The 13,638-nt window shown below is 58.2% G+C and carries 10 protein-coding genes and 1 pseudogene; 2 read left to right on the forward strand and 9 right to left on the reverse strand.

Annotation, left to right across the window (positions count from 1 at the left end; translation table 11 throughout):
- Positions 1-8 precede the first annotated feature (8 nt).
- Positions 9-1,343: a glutamine synthetase family protein gene (locus BN2475_RS08035; protein WP_094779008.1), complete on the forward strand. Its 1,335-nt coding sequence runs from the start codon at positions 9-11 to the stop codon at positions 1,341-1,343.
- 37 nt (positions 1,344-1,380) lie between these two features.
- Positions 1,381-2,829 (forward strand): aspartate aminotransferase family protein, encoded by a 1,449-nt coding sequence (locus tag BN2475_RS08040; protein WP_094779009.1) that lies wholly within the window; start codon positions 1,381-1,383, stop codon positions 2,827-2,829.
- A gap of 63 nt (positions 2,830-2,892) precedes the next feature.
- Here BN2475_RS08040 and BN2475_RS08045 read toward each other — a convergent pair whose 3' ends face one another.
- The 9 genes and pseudogenes from BN2475_RS08045 to BN2475_RS08085 all read right to left on the reverse strand — a co-directional run bounded on the left by BN2475_RS08045 (position 2,893) and on the right by BN2475_RS08085 (position 13,613).
- Positions 2,893-4,149 (reverse strand): aromatic ring-hydroxylating oxygenase subunit alpha, encoded by a 1,257-nt coding sequence (locus BN2475_RS08045; protein ID WP_094779010.1) that lies wholly within the window; start codon positions 4,147-4,149, stop codon positions 2,893-2,895.
- A gap of 234 nt (positions 4,150-4,383) precedes the next feature.
- A complete protein-coding gene (locus tag BN2475_RS08050) occupies positions 4,384-5,313 on the reverse strand; it encodes a LysR substrate-binding domain-containing protein (RefSeq protein WP_094779011.1) in 930 nt (309 codons plus the stop codon).
- Positions 5,314-5,429: 116 nt separating this feature from the next.
- Positions 5,430-6,431 carry a glycine betaine ABC transporter substrate-binding protein gene (locus BN2475_RS08055; RefSeq protein ID WP_094779012.1) on the reverse strand — a complete coding sequence of 334 codons (1,002 nt, stop codon included), beginning with the start codon at positions 6,429-6,431 and terminating at the stop codon, positions 5,430-5,432.
- Positions 6,432-6,707: 276 nt separating this feature from the next.
- Positions 6,708-7,955 carry a serine hydroxymethyltransferase gene (glyA, locus tag BN2475_RS08060; RefSeq protein WP_094779013.1) on the reverse strand — a complete coding sequence of 416 codons (1,248 nt, stop codon included), beginning with the start codon at positions 7,953-7,955 and terminating at the stop codon, positions 6,708-6,710.
- Positions 7,956-8,188: 233 nt separating this feature from the next.
- Positions 8,189-8,923, reverse strand: a pseudogene (locus tag BN2475_RS08065) (ATP-binding cassette domain-containing protein); the annotation flags it as partial.
- Positions 8,916-9,818 carry an ABC transporter permease gene (locus BN2475_RS08070; RefSeq protein ID WP_218023685.1) on the reverse strand — a complete coding sequence of 301 codons (903 nt, stop codon included), beginning with the start codon at positions 9,816-9,818 and terminating at the stop codon, positions 8,916-8,918. The pseudogene BN2475_RS08065 and the gene BN2475_RS08070, both read right to left, overlap by 8 nt.
- Before the next feature lie 53 nt (positions 9,819-9,871).
- Entirely contained in the window at positions 9,872-11,197 is a 1,326-nt protein-coding gene (locus tag BN2475_RS08075; protein ID WP_094779015.1) for an NAD(P)/FAD-dependent oxidoreductase, read from the reverse strand.
- An 18-nt stretch (positions 11,198-11,215) separates the two neighbouring features.
- Positions 11,216-12,109 (reverse strand): dihydrodipicolinate synthase family protein, encoded by an 894-nt coding sequence (locus BN2475_RS08080; RefSeq protein ID WP_094779016.1) that lies wholly within the window; start codon positions 12,107-12,109, stop codon positions 11,216-11,218.
- A 4-nt stretch (positions 12,110-12,113) separates the two neighbouring features.
- Positions 12,114-13,613, reverse strand: coding sequence for an aldehyde dehydrogenase (locus tag BN2475_RS08085; RefSeq protein ID WP_094779017.1), 1,500 nt, complete (start codon positions 13,611-13,613; stop codon positions 12,114-12,116).
- Positions 13,614-13,638 lie beyond the last annotated feature (25 nt).

The raw sequence follows: 13,638 nt of genomic DNA on the forward strand, positions 1-13,638 counted from the left end.
GAACGACCATGCATGACATCGACGAATTTCTGAAGAAGCACCACATCACCGAAATCGAAGCGATCATTCCGGATATGGCCGGGATCGCACGCGGCAAGATCATTCCGCGCAGCAAGTTCGAATCCGGCGAGTCCATGCGCTTGCCGCAGGCGGTGATGATCCAGACCGTCACCGGCGACTATCCCGAGGACGGATCGCTGACCGGCGTCACCGACCCCGACATGATCTGCGTGCCCGATGCGAGCACGATCCGGATGATTCCGTGGGCAGTCGATCCGACCGCACAGGTGATTCACGATTGCGTTCACTTCGATGGCACGTCCGTCGAAATCTCGCCGCGCTTTGTATTGCGACGCGTGCTCGACCTCTATAAGGCCAAAGGCTGGAAGCCGGTCATCGCGCCCGAACTCGAGTTCTACCTGGTCGACATGAACCGCGACCCGGACCTGCCGCTGCAGCCGCCAATTGGTCGCACCGGTCGGGCTGAAACCGGACGTCAAGCGTACTCGATCGAAGCAGTCAACGAATTCGATCCGCTCTTCGAAGACATCTACGAGTACTGCGACGTGCAGGAACTGGAAGTCGACACGCTGATTCACGAAGTCGGCGCGGCGCAGATGGAAATCAACTTCATGCACGGCGATCCATTGAAGCTCGCCGACAGCGTATTCCTGTTCAAGCGGACGGTACGCGAAGCGGCGCTGCGCCACAAGATGTACGCGACCTTCATGGCCAAGCCGATGGAAGGCGAACCGGGCTCGGCGATGCACATGCATCAAAGCCTCATCGACGAAGAAACCGGCCGCAACATATTCACGGGTACGGACGGCAAGCCGACCTCGTTCTTCACGAGCCATATCGCCGGCCTGCAGAAATATACGCCGGCGCTGATGCCGATTTTCGCGCCGTACATCAACTCGTATCGCCGGTTATCGCGCTTCATGGCCGCGCCAATCAACGTCGCCTGGGGTTACGACAACCGCACGGTGGGTTTCCGCATTCCGCATTCAGGGCCGGCCGCGCGCCGCATCGAAAACCGCATTCCGGGCGTGGACTGCAATCCCTATCTGGCGATCGCCGCGACACTGGCCGCGGGCTATCTCGGCATGACGCAAAAACTCGATGCCACCGAGCCGCTGCTCAGCGACGGTTACGAATTGCCGTACCAGTTGCCGCGCAATCTTGAAGAAGGCCTGACGCTGATGAGCGCCTGCGAGCCGATCGCCGAGGTACTCGGCGAGAAGTTCGTCAAAGCTTACCTCGCGCTGAAAGAAACCGAATACGAGGCGTTTTTCCGCGTGATCAGTTCATGGGAACGCCGGCATTTGCTGCTGCACGTCTGAGAGCGCCGCCCGCAAACGCAGAACTATTGGAGGCAATATGAGCTACAGAACAGAAGAACTCGCTGATGCAAAACCGGCACTGCCCGCGCAACCGGCCGCAATCGCACTGGCCGCGCAGACAGCACCACGCAGCACCGCCGAATACCGCGCACTCGACGCCGCTCATCACATCCATCCGTTTTCGGATATGGGCTCGCTCAATCGCAGCGGCAGCCGCGTGATCGTGAAAGCTCAGGGCGTGTACCTGTGGGACTCGGAAGGCAACCAGATCGTCGACGGCATGGCGGGACTCTGGTGTGTGAACGTCGGCTACGGCCGCAAGGAACTCGCCGACGCCGCGTACCGGCAGATGCGGGAACTGCCCTACTACAACACTTTCTTCAAGACCACGCATCCGCCTGTGGTCGAACTGTCGGCGCTGCTAGCGGAGCTGGCGCCCGAGCCGTTCAATCACTTCTTCTATTGCAATAGCGGTTCCGAAGGCAACGACACAGTGCTGCGCATCGTCCATCGATACTGGGCGATACAGGGCAAGCCGGCGAAGAAAATCGTCATCTCGCGCAAAAACGGCTACCACGGTTCGACGATCGCGGGCGGCACACTGGGCGGCATGGGTTACATGCACGAACAGATGCCGTCGAAAGTCGAGAACATCGTGCATATCGACCAGCCGTATTTTTTTGGCGAAGCGCAACCCAATCAGACACCTGAAGAATTCGCGCTGGCTCGCGCGCAGCAACTGGAAGCGAAGATCCTCGAAATCGGCGCGCAGAATGTGGCCGCGTTCATCGGTGAGCCTTTCCAGGGAGCGGGCGGCGTGATCTTCCCGGCCTCGACCTACTGGCCGGAAATTCAACGCATCTGCCGCAAGTACGACATTCTGCTGGTCGCCGATGAAGTGATCGGCGGTTTCGGCCGCACCGGCGAATGGTTCGCGCATCAGCACTTTGGCTTCGAGCCGGATCTGATCACGCTCGCGAAGGGCCTCACGAGCGGCTATGTGCCGATGGGCGCGGTCGGCCTGCATGACCGCGTCGCCGAAGCGATCATCGAGAACGGCGACTTCAACCACGGCCTCACCTACTCGGGTCACCCGGTGGCGGCTGCCGTCGCGCTCGCCAACCTCAGGCTGTTGCGCGACGAAAAGATCGTCGAGCGCGTGAAGAACGACACTGGGCCGTACTTTCAGAAGACGTTGCGCGATACCTTCGCCAACCACCCGATCATCGGCGAGATCGCCGGCGCGGGGCTCGCGGCCGGTCTGCAACTCGCAGAAGACCCTCACACGCGCAAACGCTTCGCCAATAGCGACGTCGGCACGATCTGCCGCGACTTCTGCTTCAACGGCAACCTGATCATGCGCGCGAGCGGCGACCGGATGCTGCTGTCGCCGCCGCTCGTGATCAGCAGGCGGGAGATCGACGAAATCGTCTCGAAGGCGAAAATCGCCATCGACGCAACCGCACAGCAGCTCGGCATGTCGTGACGCCAGTCGATTTGCGACAACAATTCGCGACTGCTATCGGCGTTGCTTTGACGCCCCCCGTCGTCAGAGGCCATGCGCCTTGAGCCGCGCCGTGTACCAGTCGACGAACTGGTCGACATAGGTTTCCGTGAACTGAGAGTACGGTCCGGGAATGTAACCCGGGTCCTGCGCGCCGCGATGATTAACGGCAACGAGGCGAGCATCTTGCGCATTTGTGGCGACCCATACCTCAGTCAGTTTGTTGATGTCATAGTCCACTCCCTCGACCGCGTCAGCGTGAACGAGCCACTTCGTGCGCACCAACGTTTTTTCCGGGGTAAGCGGGATGATGTAGGAAATCATGGCGTGGTCACTCATCACATGGGTCCACGAGTTGTGAGTCCACATATGTGTGTCTCCCAGGTCACGCCGTGAAGAATTACCCAGCAGCTTTTGACACGCCACCCTGGTGTCCATGGTCTGGGATTCTCCGCATCCCGCAATGACCAGACGTTGAGTCCGGAAATGCGTAGCCACGTCCCCACTCAGTTCTTCCACCGGCGAGCACAGCAATCCCTCCTTTTCCCACCCATCCTGACTGGCAGCGTTGCGCTTGTGGTACTCGTCGAGGGCGCGCAGCGACTCTTCATTCATTTCGTCGGTGCTGAAGCCAAAATCCTCCGGCAGAAAAGATACCGTCAGTTCCGGGTGCCCCGCCTCGCAGTGATAGCACTCGCGATTGTTCTCCATGACGAGTTTCCAGTTACCGTCTTCGATAATCTCCGCTTCATACGCAATCCTCGTGTTCTGCAAATCGTACGGAGCAAAGCGCGGCGCCATCGTCGTTGCCAACTTCGCGATGTCAGCCGGCGGTTCGTCTGCGAGGCAGACAAAGACGTGTGTTCCAACGACCTTGATGTGAACCGGCAACAGGCTGCGGCACGTCGGGTCGAAATGCTTTCCCATGTGTTTCGTGTGACGCAGGCTTCCATCGAGGTCATACGTCCACTGATGATAGGGACATACGAGCATGCCAACCGTCGACTTTCCGGCCTCCTTCAATCGCGCTCCACGGTGACGACAGACGTTGCGATAGGCACGAATGTTTTCGCTGTCATCCCGCACGAGGATCACCGATGCTTTGCCGATATCGACAACGGAAACGTCGCCCGGTTCGGGTATGTCCGCGGTTACTCCGACCAGAATCCAGTGCTTGTGGAAGAAGATATCAACGTCCGTTTCGAAGACGTCTTGTCGGACAAAGGCCCCTCCGGGTAGTCCGCATCCTGGCTCACGGCTGCGGATAAGCTCACCAAGGGTCTTCAATGGAACTTCTGACATCGCTTTTCTCCAACGTTGACGGTGTACCGGGACTTCGAATGTTCCCGCGTTATCCCTGAGTATTGGATTGCTGAAAAACGGCGTCAATGCGCTTTATTTTCCCGGAAGTATTACTTTGAATCATGGGTGCGGCGCGTTGCCTGGAGGCACTACGAGGTGCATGAACGCGTGCTCGCTGCCGCGGGGGCGCGGCGTTTCATATGCTCAAGCCAACCGACGAGTATGACTACATGTTCAAGCAACACCCGCAGCGTTGCGGAGCAGTTCAATCAGCGTTTGAATCGTCGGGGACATGGTCTTACCGTGTGGCACGACGACGTAATAAGCGTCGCTCAGCGGTAGAGAAGCGCTTGTGAGACGAACAAGTTCGCCTGATGCCAGATGTTCGTGCAGCAGCCTTCCCCAACCAAGCGCGACTCCCTGACCAAGCCGTGCAGCCTGGATTGCATCTGTATAGAGACAGGTACGAACGCCATATTTGAGTTTGGTCGGACGTGCGCCAATGGCGCGAAACCATTCTTCCCAGGTCAACCAGCCCTCGGATGTCGGGTCATACGCAATGAGCGTCATGTTCGCCAATTCTTCCAGCGATCCCGGCGTGCCATACTCATTTTTCCAGCCAGGCGAGCAAACCGGAAACACCTGCTCATCAAACAGTAAGTACGATGTCCCATCACCCCACTTTCCGTTGCCCCAGCGAATCGCAGCGTCCACTTCGTTGTGACGAAGGTCCGCGGTGAACATCGTCGTCGTGAGTCGAAGGCGCAGATTGGGTTGAAGACGCGTGAGCCTCGCGAGACTGGGCATCAAGCGGAAATGCGAGAACGCCGCCGTCGTCGCGAGCACAAGCTCCTCGTCCTCAATTCCGGTCGACAGGCGGTCAAATACGCCGGCGATTTTCCCCATCGCCTCTGCAACGACCGCATACAACGCTTCGCCCTCGCGCGTCAGCGTGGTGGTACGGTGCAACCGGTCCAGCAGACGGACGTCGAGCATTTCCTCGAGAAGCCGAACCTGCCGACTAACCGCCGCCTGTGTGACGCCAAGCTCGGAGGCAGCTACCGTGAAGCTTCGTAGTCTCGCCACCGCTTCAAATTCGACCAACGCCGTTAGCGACGGAATGAGTCGACGGTAACCCTTCGCGCCATCAGTGACTGCTTTCATGGTGAGTTCGTGGAATTCTTTCGTACACGCTCCAAACACGGGCGGCAAGCAATACCGCCCGTTGGAGACTCGCCGCTCAAGCAGGAGCAGCGAGTCGAAACTGCTTCTGACCGCCTTTACAGCGACGCCTTGATTTTCTCCGCTGCGGCCGGCGTTACCCACTTGGTCCAGACATCCTGCTTCTCTTTGAGGAAGCGCTTTGCGCCATCCTCGCCGGTGGCCTGATTATCGGTCATCCAAACCATGACTTGCTGAAGGTCAGCGGTCTTGAACGTCCTCGTATTCAGATACTTCATGACATCTGGGCTCGCTTTGTCTGCAAACGGTTTTGCGAGCAACGTGTACAACCGTCCCACCGGCCACGCCGTTGGCTTCGGATCAGGGCAATTTGCCACCGTCGTGCACCGTTTCCATTCAGCCTCGTCGACAGGGACTCCAGCCTCGAGTCTCACCATCTTGTATTTGCCGAGAAGCGAGGTTGGAGACCAATAGACGCCTAGCCACCCCCGCTTGCGCTCATAGGCTTTCGCCATCGACCCGTCCAGACCTGCAGCGGAGCCTGTGTCGATAAGCCGGAACCCAGCCTGGTCAGCCTTGTACGCTTTGAACAGTGCTGCGGTAATGACCGTCACGCCCCATCCTTGCGGACCGTTATAAATCGCGCCTTTCCCCGGATTCTCCGGGTCGGGGAAAAGTTCCGGATGTTTCAGGGCATCGGGAATCGTCTTGATCTCAGGATGCGCATCCGCCACGTATTTGGGGATGAACCACCCAGAGATTGCACCTTCCTGAATGGTGTTTGCTCCCATGATGATTTTCTTCGAATCGATCCCCTGCTTTACGATTGCCGGCAGCAAATCGATGGCCCCCTCGGACACGATGTCGGGTTGGCCTTTGTTCACCATTGCGGTAATCGTCGGAACTGTATCGCCAATCACCATATTTACCTGACAGCCGTAACCCTCTCCAAGAATCACCTTGTCAACCGCGGATTCGAGCTCGGCACTCTGCCAGTTCATGCTCGCAATCGTCACGTTGCCGCAACCGGAGGCGTTGGCCTGTGTGCTGCCGCAGAAAATTCCAACTGCGACAACTGCCCCTAGAAATTTCAGTTTCATTGCAGTTCCTTAAAAGTTGCCGGAGCTTGCCCGGTATGCGTTGGCCTAAGACGCTCTTCACCTTCCGATTTGCATCGGATAACTAACTACATCATTGCGGTGACTACCCGCGATTTTTTGAGTCACCAGCTAAACAACCTCAAAACAACCGTCCATCTTTTCCGATAGCGAACTCCCAAAACTGGATACCGCATGGATAGTGCATCGACGGAATACTCGCTGCTGGCAAACGCTTCATACTTACCTCATGACTAGCCCGACACCTGTTGCGAACGGCTAGCGGTACACCGGGAAGCGCTTTGTCAGCTCCGAGACCTGAGCGCGCACACGTTCAATTGTGGCGACGTCCTCCGGGTTCTCAAGCACGTCAGCAATCAGATTGCCGACCAGTTCCGCTTCTTTCGTGCCAAAGCCGCGCGTGGTCATTGCCGGCGAGCCGAGGCGCACGCCGCTCGTGACGAACGGCTTCTCCGGGTCGTTCGGAATAGCATTCTTGTTGACCGTGATGTGTGCTGCGCCGAGTGCCGCTTCCGCTGCCTTGCCGGTGATCTTCTTCGCGCGCAGATCGACCAGCATCACGTGGCTTTCGGTGCGGCCCGAGACGATACGCAGACCGCGTTTGACCAGTGTTTCAGCCAGCACACGCGCGTTTTCGACAACCTGCTGCTGATACGCCTTGAATTCCGGCGACAGCGCTTCCTTGAAGGCGACGGCCTTGCCGGCGATCACGTGCATCAGCGGACCACCCTGGATGCCCGGGAAGATCGCCGAGTTGATCTGCTTTTCGAACTCGGCCTTCATCAGGATCACGCCGCCGCGCGGGCCGCGCAGGCTCTTGTGGGTCGTCGTGGTAACGAAGTCGGCGTGAGGCACCGGGTTCGGGTAGACGCCCGCGGCGATCAGACCGGCATAGTGCGCCATGTCGACCATGAAGTACGCACCAACACTCTTCGCAATCTTCGACAAGCGCTCGAAGTCGATTCGCAGGGCGAATGCCGACGCACCACCAATAATGAGCTTCGGTTTGTGCTCCCTGGCGAGCGCCTCGGTCTTCTCGTAGTCGATATCTTCCGCCTCGTTCAGCCCATAGCTGACGACGTTGAACCACTTGCCCGACATATTGACCGAAGAGCCGTGCGTCAGGTGACCACCTTCGGCGAGACTCATCCCCATGATCGTGTCGCCCGGCTTGAGCATCGCGAAGAACACGCCCTGGTTTGCCTGCGAGCCGGAGTTCGGCTGCACGTTGGCGGCTTCGGCGCCGAACAGTTGCTTGACGCGGTCGATTGCCAGCTGCTCGACGATATCCACGTACTCGCAGCCGCCGTAGTAGCGCTTGCCAGGGTAGCCTTCCGCGTACTTGTTTGTCAGTTGCGAACCTTGCGCTGCCATCACGGCGGGCGAGGTGTAGTTCTCCGACGCGATGAGCTCGATGTGCTCTTCCTGACGACGGTTTTCCTGTTTGATTGCCTTGAGCAAATCGGGGTCAACGGCTTCGAGAGTGTGTTCGATTCGGTTGAACATAACTATCCAGATTTTGAAAACGTCATTTATCCACGAGAAACGGCTACCGGAGCATCTACGCAAGCGCGCTCATCGGCTGACACACGAACCATGTCGCATCCTTCTTCGGTCGTAATCAGTGCACACGCCAACTGACGGAGACTCACGGTTCCAAGCGGCTGATTTCCTGCCCCAACAACAGTCAACTGATCGATTTCGGGGTTGCGTGTCAGCATCGAAATCGCTTCCTCATTTCCGTCGCGCAAAATGGCGATCTGGTCACCGAGTCGCAGTGCCTCATCCAGGTCGTGCGTAATGAAGACGATCGTCTTGCGGATTTCCTTCTGAAGGTCCAACAGGACTGTTTGCATATCCATACGGATCAGCGGATCAAGCGCCGAATACGCTTCGTCCATCAGAAGAACAGGCGCGTCCATCGCAAGAGCGCGTGCCAGACCCACACGTTGCTGCATGCCACCAGACAACTGATTTGGAAAGCGCTGCTCGAATCCCTTGAGGCCCACGCGCTCAATCCATCTCATCGCTGTCTCGACAGCGGCGTTGCGCGCGACACCGCAAATCTCGAGACCGTAGATGACGTTGTCGAGCACGTTGCGATGGGGAAGCAGCGCGAACTTCTGAAACACCATCGCGGTGTGGCGTCGGCGAAATTCGCGCAGGTCCTTTTCCTTCATCTTGCACACGTCGACGCCGCCAATCATCACCTCGCCGGCCGTCGGGTCGATCAATCGATTGATGTGCCGGATAAGCGTCGACTTGCCCGAGCCAGACAGTCCCATAATGACCTGGATGGAACCGGCAGGGATATCCAGATTGATGTCCCTCAATCCAAGCACGTGACCGTGCTGCTTGAGCAACTCGGCCTTGGACAGACCATTTTTGACGGCGCCAACATAGGATGCGGCTTTCGGCCCGAAAATCTTGTAGAGATTCTGGATTTTGATGCCGCCGGCTTTGATGTCAGCCATGGACCACCTCCTGGTGCTTTTGGAGCCGCTTGCCATATGCCTGACTGACGCGGTCAAAGATGACCGCGATGCCCACGATAGCAAGACCGTTGAAGATGCCGAGCGTGAAGTACTGGTTTGCGATGGCCTTCAGCACCGGTTGGCCGAGACCTTGAACGCCGATCATCGCAGCGACGACAACCATGGCCAGCGCCATCATGATGGTTTGGTTGACGCCTGCCATGATGGTCGGGAGCGCGAGCGGCAACTGGACTTTCACGAGTCGTTGCCAGCCCGAGGAACCGAAAGCGTCGGCGGCTTCAAGGATGTCCTTGTCAACCAGGCGGATGCCGAGATTGGTCAGTCGAATCATCGGCGGAATCGCGTAAATGACGACGGCGATAAGGCCGGGCACGCGTCCGATGCCAAGCAACATGACGACCGGAATCAGATAAACGAAGCTGGGCATGGTTTGCATCACGTCGAGTACCGGGTCGACCAGCCTGCGGACCCGGTCCGACTTTGCCATGAGAATGCCGATTGGCAAGCCGATGACGATTGACAGGAACGTGCAAACGAAAATCATCGACACGGTTCTCATCGTGTCCTGCCACATGTCGAGGTATCCAATCGCAGCAAGCGTGACGCAGCAGCCAACCACGATTTTCCAGTTCCTGCTTGCGGCCCACGCCACTGCAAGAATCAGCAGCATGATGATTGGCCACGGCGTGCGGGTCATGAAGTGCTCCGCTGCCGTCAGGAATTGCTGCAGCGGCTGGAACGCATTGTCGATGGGGTCGCCGTATGCTGCGGTGAAGGCGCGAAAGCTGTCATCGATTGAACGCTTCATGCCGAGAAGCGCGTCATCCTGCATATGTGGGAATCTTGTTAGCCAATCCATTTCTTCCTCCGTCATTCGGATGCTCGTCGGGAATCACTGCCGGTTTGCGCACGTGAAGATGCAGTTCCTTACTCCAAACCAGCCGACCATTCCTTGACGCTCAAATTCGCTGTTGCGCCTATCGTCAAGAAGGGCTGCGGCGGAAGTCGCTTAGGGGCGGCGAAGCCTCGAAAGACGTCTACCAACCATGAATCGACACCCAGTGCAGCCTCGGCGGCAGCAATCCCGGACGCGGTTGCCTTGGTGGCGCCGACTCCATTGCACGCAATTGCGGCGAAGATTCCGGGCTCAATCTCACCGAACGCCGGGACTCCATTCCATGTGAGTGCCATGGCGCCAGCCCATCGATATTGCATCTGCACACCCTTCAACATGGGAAAGCGTGCTTCAAACTTGCGGTCGTGTATCCGACCAGCCCGGGCAATCGCTCCATCACTCACCTGCATGCCCGGGTTGTAGGTATAGCGGGAGCGAATCAGAATCCGGTCGCCCGCCTCGCCCGGTACCCTGCGAACCGTTGTTCCCATCGGGAACGCAGGCGTTGCCGCCCACGAGCGGTGACCGCCCAGCCGCGCGGGGGTAAATGCCTCAGTCATCGACGCGTACGTATACACATGCAGGAGCACGCCCCGGAACAGACCAAAGCTCTGCGCCTGTCCGTTATTCGCAAGAATGATCTTTCCCGCGTTGATGACACCATTCGGCGTCTTGATACGCCACGATGTGCCCTGTCGCTCGAATGACAACGCCGGTGTATTCTCGAAAAGCTTGACCAGGTCGCCGAAAGAATCGGCCAGGCCTCTGATGTAAGCTGCGGGTTGGATGATGACGGTGCCGGGGGTATAAATCGCTGACGTGAACGAATTCGTCCCCGTTACGCTGGCAATCTCCTTTGCATCGAGAAGGCAATACTCCTCCCTTATCTTTTCCAACTGCTTTGCGTACGACACGACATGTTTGTCGCCTTGCGGACCCATCGCGACGTTGTACTTTCCGCAAGCGTCGAAGATGTCTTTGCCCCAGCCCTTTTCGGTGGCCAGCTCGCGTGCGAGAGCAATCGCCAAACGATGAACCTTGATATCGTGTCGCCGCTCGTCACCGTCCGAACCACTGTAGTCTTCGGATGAGACTTCGTGAGGCAAGTCGATAATGAAACCCGAGTTGCGCCCGGTGGCGCCCTCTGCAATTTCTCCGGCCTCCACGATGACAACTTTAAGTTTTGGGTCGAGTTGCGACAGACGCCGGGCTGCCGATAGTCCAGCGAAGCCCGCGCCAATGACGGCAATATCGGCGCTTATCGTGCCGTTCAACGACGGCCGCGGCGTCCGGGGAGGCAGCATGGCTACCCAACCTGATTGGCCAAGGTGCTGGGGAAGTTTGCTCGCTACGAACATGATATTTCGCCCAATTCCTTAAACCGCCAATCTTTCGCGCTCGACAAGGTCACCCAGGGCGTTCCTCAGGACGTCGATTTTCTGGGCCGACAGACGCGACAACGGACGTCGCGGATTTCCCGCTCCATAACCTGTCATTTCCGAAGCTGCGTACACCGACTGCACATAGTCCCCTTCCCAGATCAATGACATGGCGGGCTCCAGCAACCGCCAGATTTCTCTGGCGTCGTCCCACCAATGCGCCTGTGCAGCCGCGACGAGCTCGATGCATGTCTTCGGTGCAAAATTCGCTCCGCCCCAGATGAGGCCACGTGCGCCGGCATACATTGCGTACGGCACGAGCGGGTCCGCACCGTTCATCACGGGAAGGCCCGTTCGAACGAGAGCCGCTTGTCTGGACAAATCTCCACTACTGTCCTTTACAGCGAGGAACTCGGGAATCTCGCACAGTCGACGCAAAAGCGCTGGCGTGATTTCCACGCCGACAGCTTGCGGCACGTTGTAACCGATGATTGGCAGACCGGCGCGCGCAACAGCGGAATAGAATTCGAAGACACCGTCATCGTCCGTCGGTCCCTCGAAGAACGGCGGCAGCACCATCACAGCGCCCGCGCCACAGTCGGCCGCATGACGGGTTCGCTCCACGACATCTTCAACTAGCAGAGCGGACGTCTGGGCGACAATTCGGGCTCGCCCGTCAATAACCTTCGCCCCGAATGCCACCAGCGCTTTCGATTCCTCCTGCGACAGGTAGACGTGCATACCGGTGCCCGAGCTCAGCACGAAGCCGCGAACGCCCGCAGCAAGGTAACGCTCGATCAGCTGCTCCAGTCGATTGAAGTCCGGCTTACCGTGTTCATTGAAAGGAGTACTAATTGCCAGATTGATGCCAGTAAAAGAAAAGTCTTTCATGTCGTTACGCTTCTTCCATTTCGTTATCGTTCAGGTCGAGCCAGATAGTCTTCAGTTGCGTGTACTGGTCGTGCGCACTGAGAGAGTTATCGCGTCCACCGAAGCCCGATTGCTTGTATCCGCCAAACGGGGTGGTAATGTCACCTTCGCCAAACGAGTTCACCGTCACGGTGCCTGCCCGGATCGCACGCGCCGCACGCATCGCACGCTTGCCGTTGCCGGCGAACACGGAAGCAGCAAGGCCATAGTCGGTGTCGTTCGCGATGTCGATTGCCTCCTGCAGGCTGTCAACAGTGATCACCGACAGAATCGGTCCGAAGATTTCTTCTTGAGCATGCCTGGCGTCGTTGCTCCCCACGTCGATGATGGTCGGGTGAACGTAGCGCCCGTCGCTCGTCTGACCGCCATAGAGCACTGTGTTGTCGTCGGACAGATACGACTGCACCTTCTCGTAATGCTGTTGAGAAACCAGCGGCCCGATTCGGTGTGCGGGGTCAAGCGGGTCGCCGACGCGCCACTCCTCAGCGAGCGTCGTGATTTTGTCGAGCAGGGTCGCCTTGATATCGCGATGCACGATGAGCCTGGAAATGGCCGAGCAGTTTTCGCCCATGTTCCAGAACGCGCCGTTGACGATATGGCCGGCCACTGAGTCGACGTCGGTAATATCGGACATCACGATGCAAGGGTTCTTCCCGCCCATTTCGAGCACAATCTCCTTGAGATTGCTCTCGGCCGAATAGGAAAGGAATCGCCGCCCGGTATCAGTCGAACCGGTGAAAGACACCATGTCGATGTCGCGATGACGACCGATGGGTTCGCCGACCGAGGGTCCCGTACCCGTCACGACGTTGAAGATACCCGGAGGAATGCCTGCCTCGAGCGCAAGTTCAGCGACGCGCATGGTCGTCAATGAAGTTTCTTCAGCGGGCTTTACGACCAGCGAACAGCCTGCAGCAAGAGACGGTCCGATTTTCCATGCGAGCATCAGCAGCGGGAAGTTCCATGGCAACACCAGGCCGACGACGCCGACCGGCTCGCGCACAATCATCGCGATGTGGCTATCAGAAGCTGGCGATACCTGGTCGTAGATTTTGTCGATTGCCTCCGCGTGCCAGCGAAGTACGTTGATCGTTTCGGGAACGTCGACCGTCTGGCAGTCGAAGATGGTCTTGCCGCTGTCGAGGCTCTCCATGACCGACAGCTCGAGAGCATTCTTCTCGATGAGGTTTGCCAGCCGCAGAATCGCCTGCTTGCGCGCAGCGGGGTGCAGCCTGGACCAGCGTCCGTCAGCGAATGCGGCGCGTGCGCTGGCGACCGCAGCATCAACATCCTCCTGCGAGCAAGCCGGCACGTCTGCGAGGTGCTCGCCCGTTGCCGGATTGAACGTCGCGAACGTCTTGCCAGACGCTGCACCGCTAGCCTTGCCATCGATAATGGCGAGACTCGGCAGCTTCAACTCAAGAGCGATTTTTTTATATTCGCTTCTGGACAGCAAATCAGTCATATCAGTCTCTCATTGATGCGGGTTT

Source organism: Paraburkholderia ribeironis (genome assembly GCF_900019265.1).
GTDB classification, from domain to species: Bacteria; Pseudomonadota; Gammaproteobacteria; order Burkholderiales; family Burkholderiaceae; genus Paraburkholderia; species Paraburkholderia ribeironis.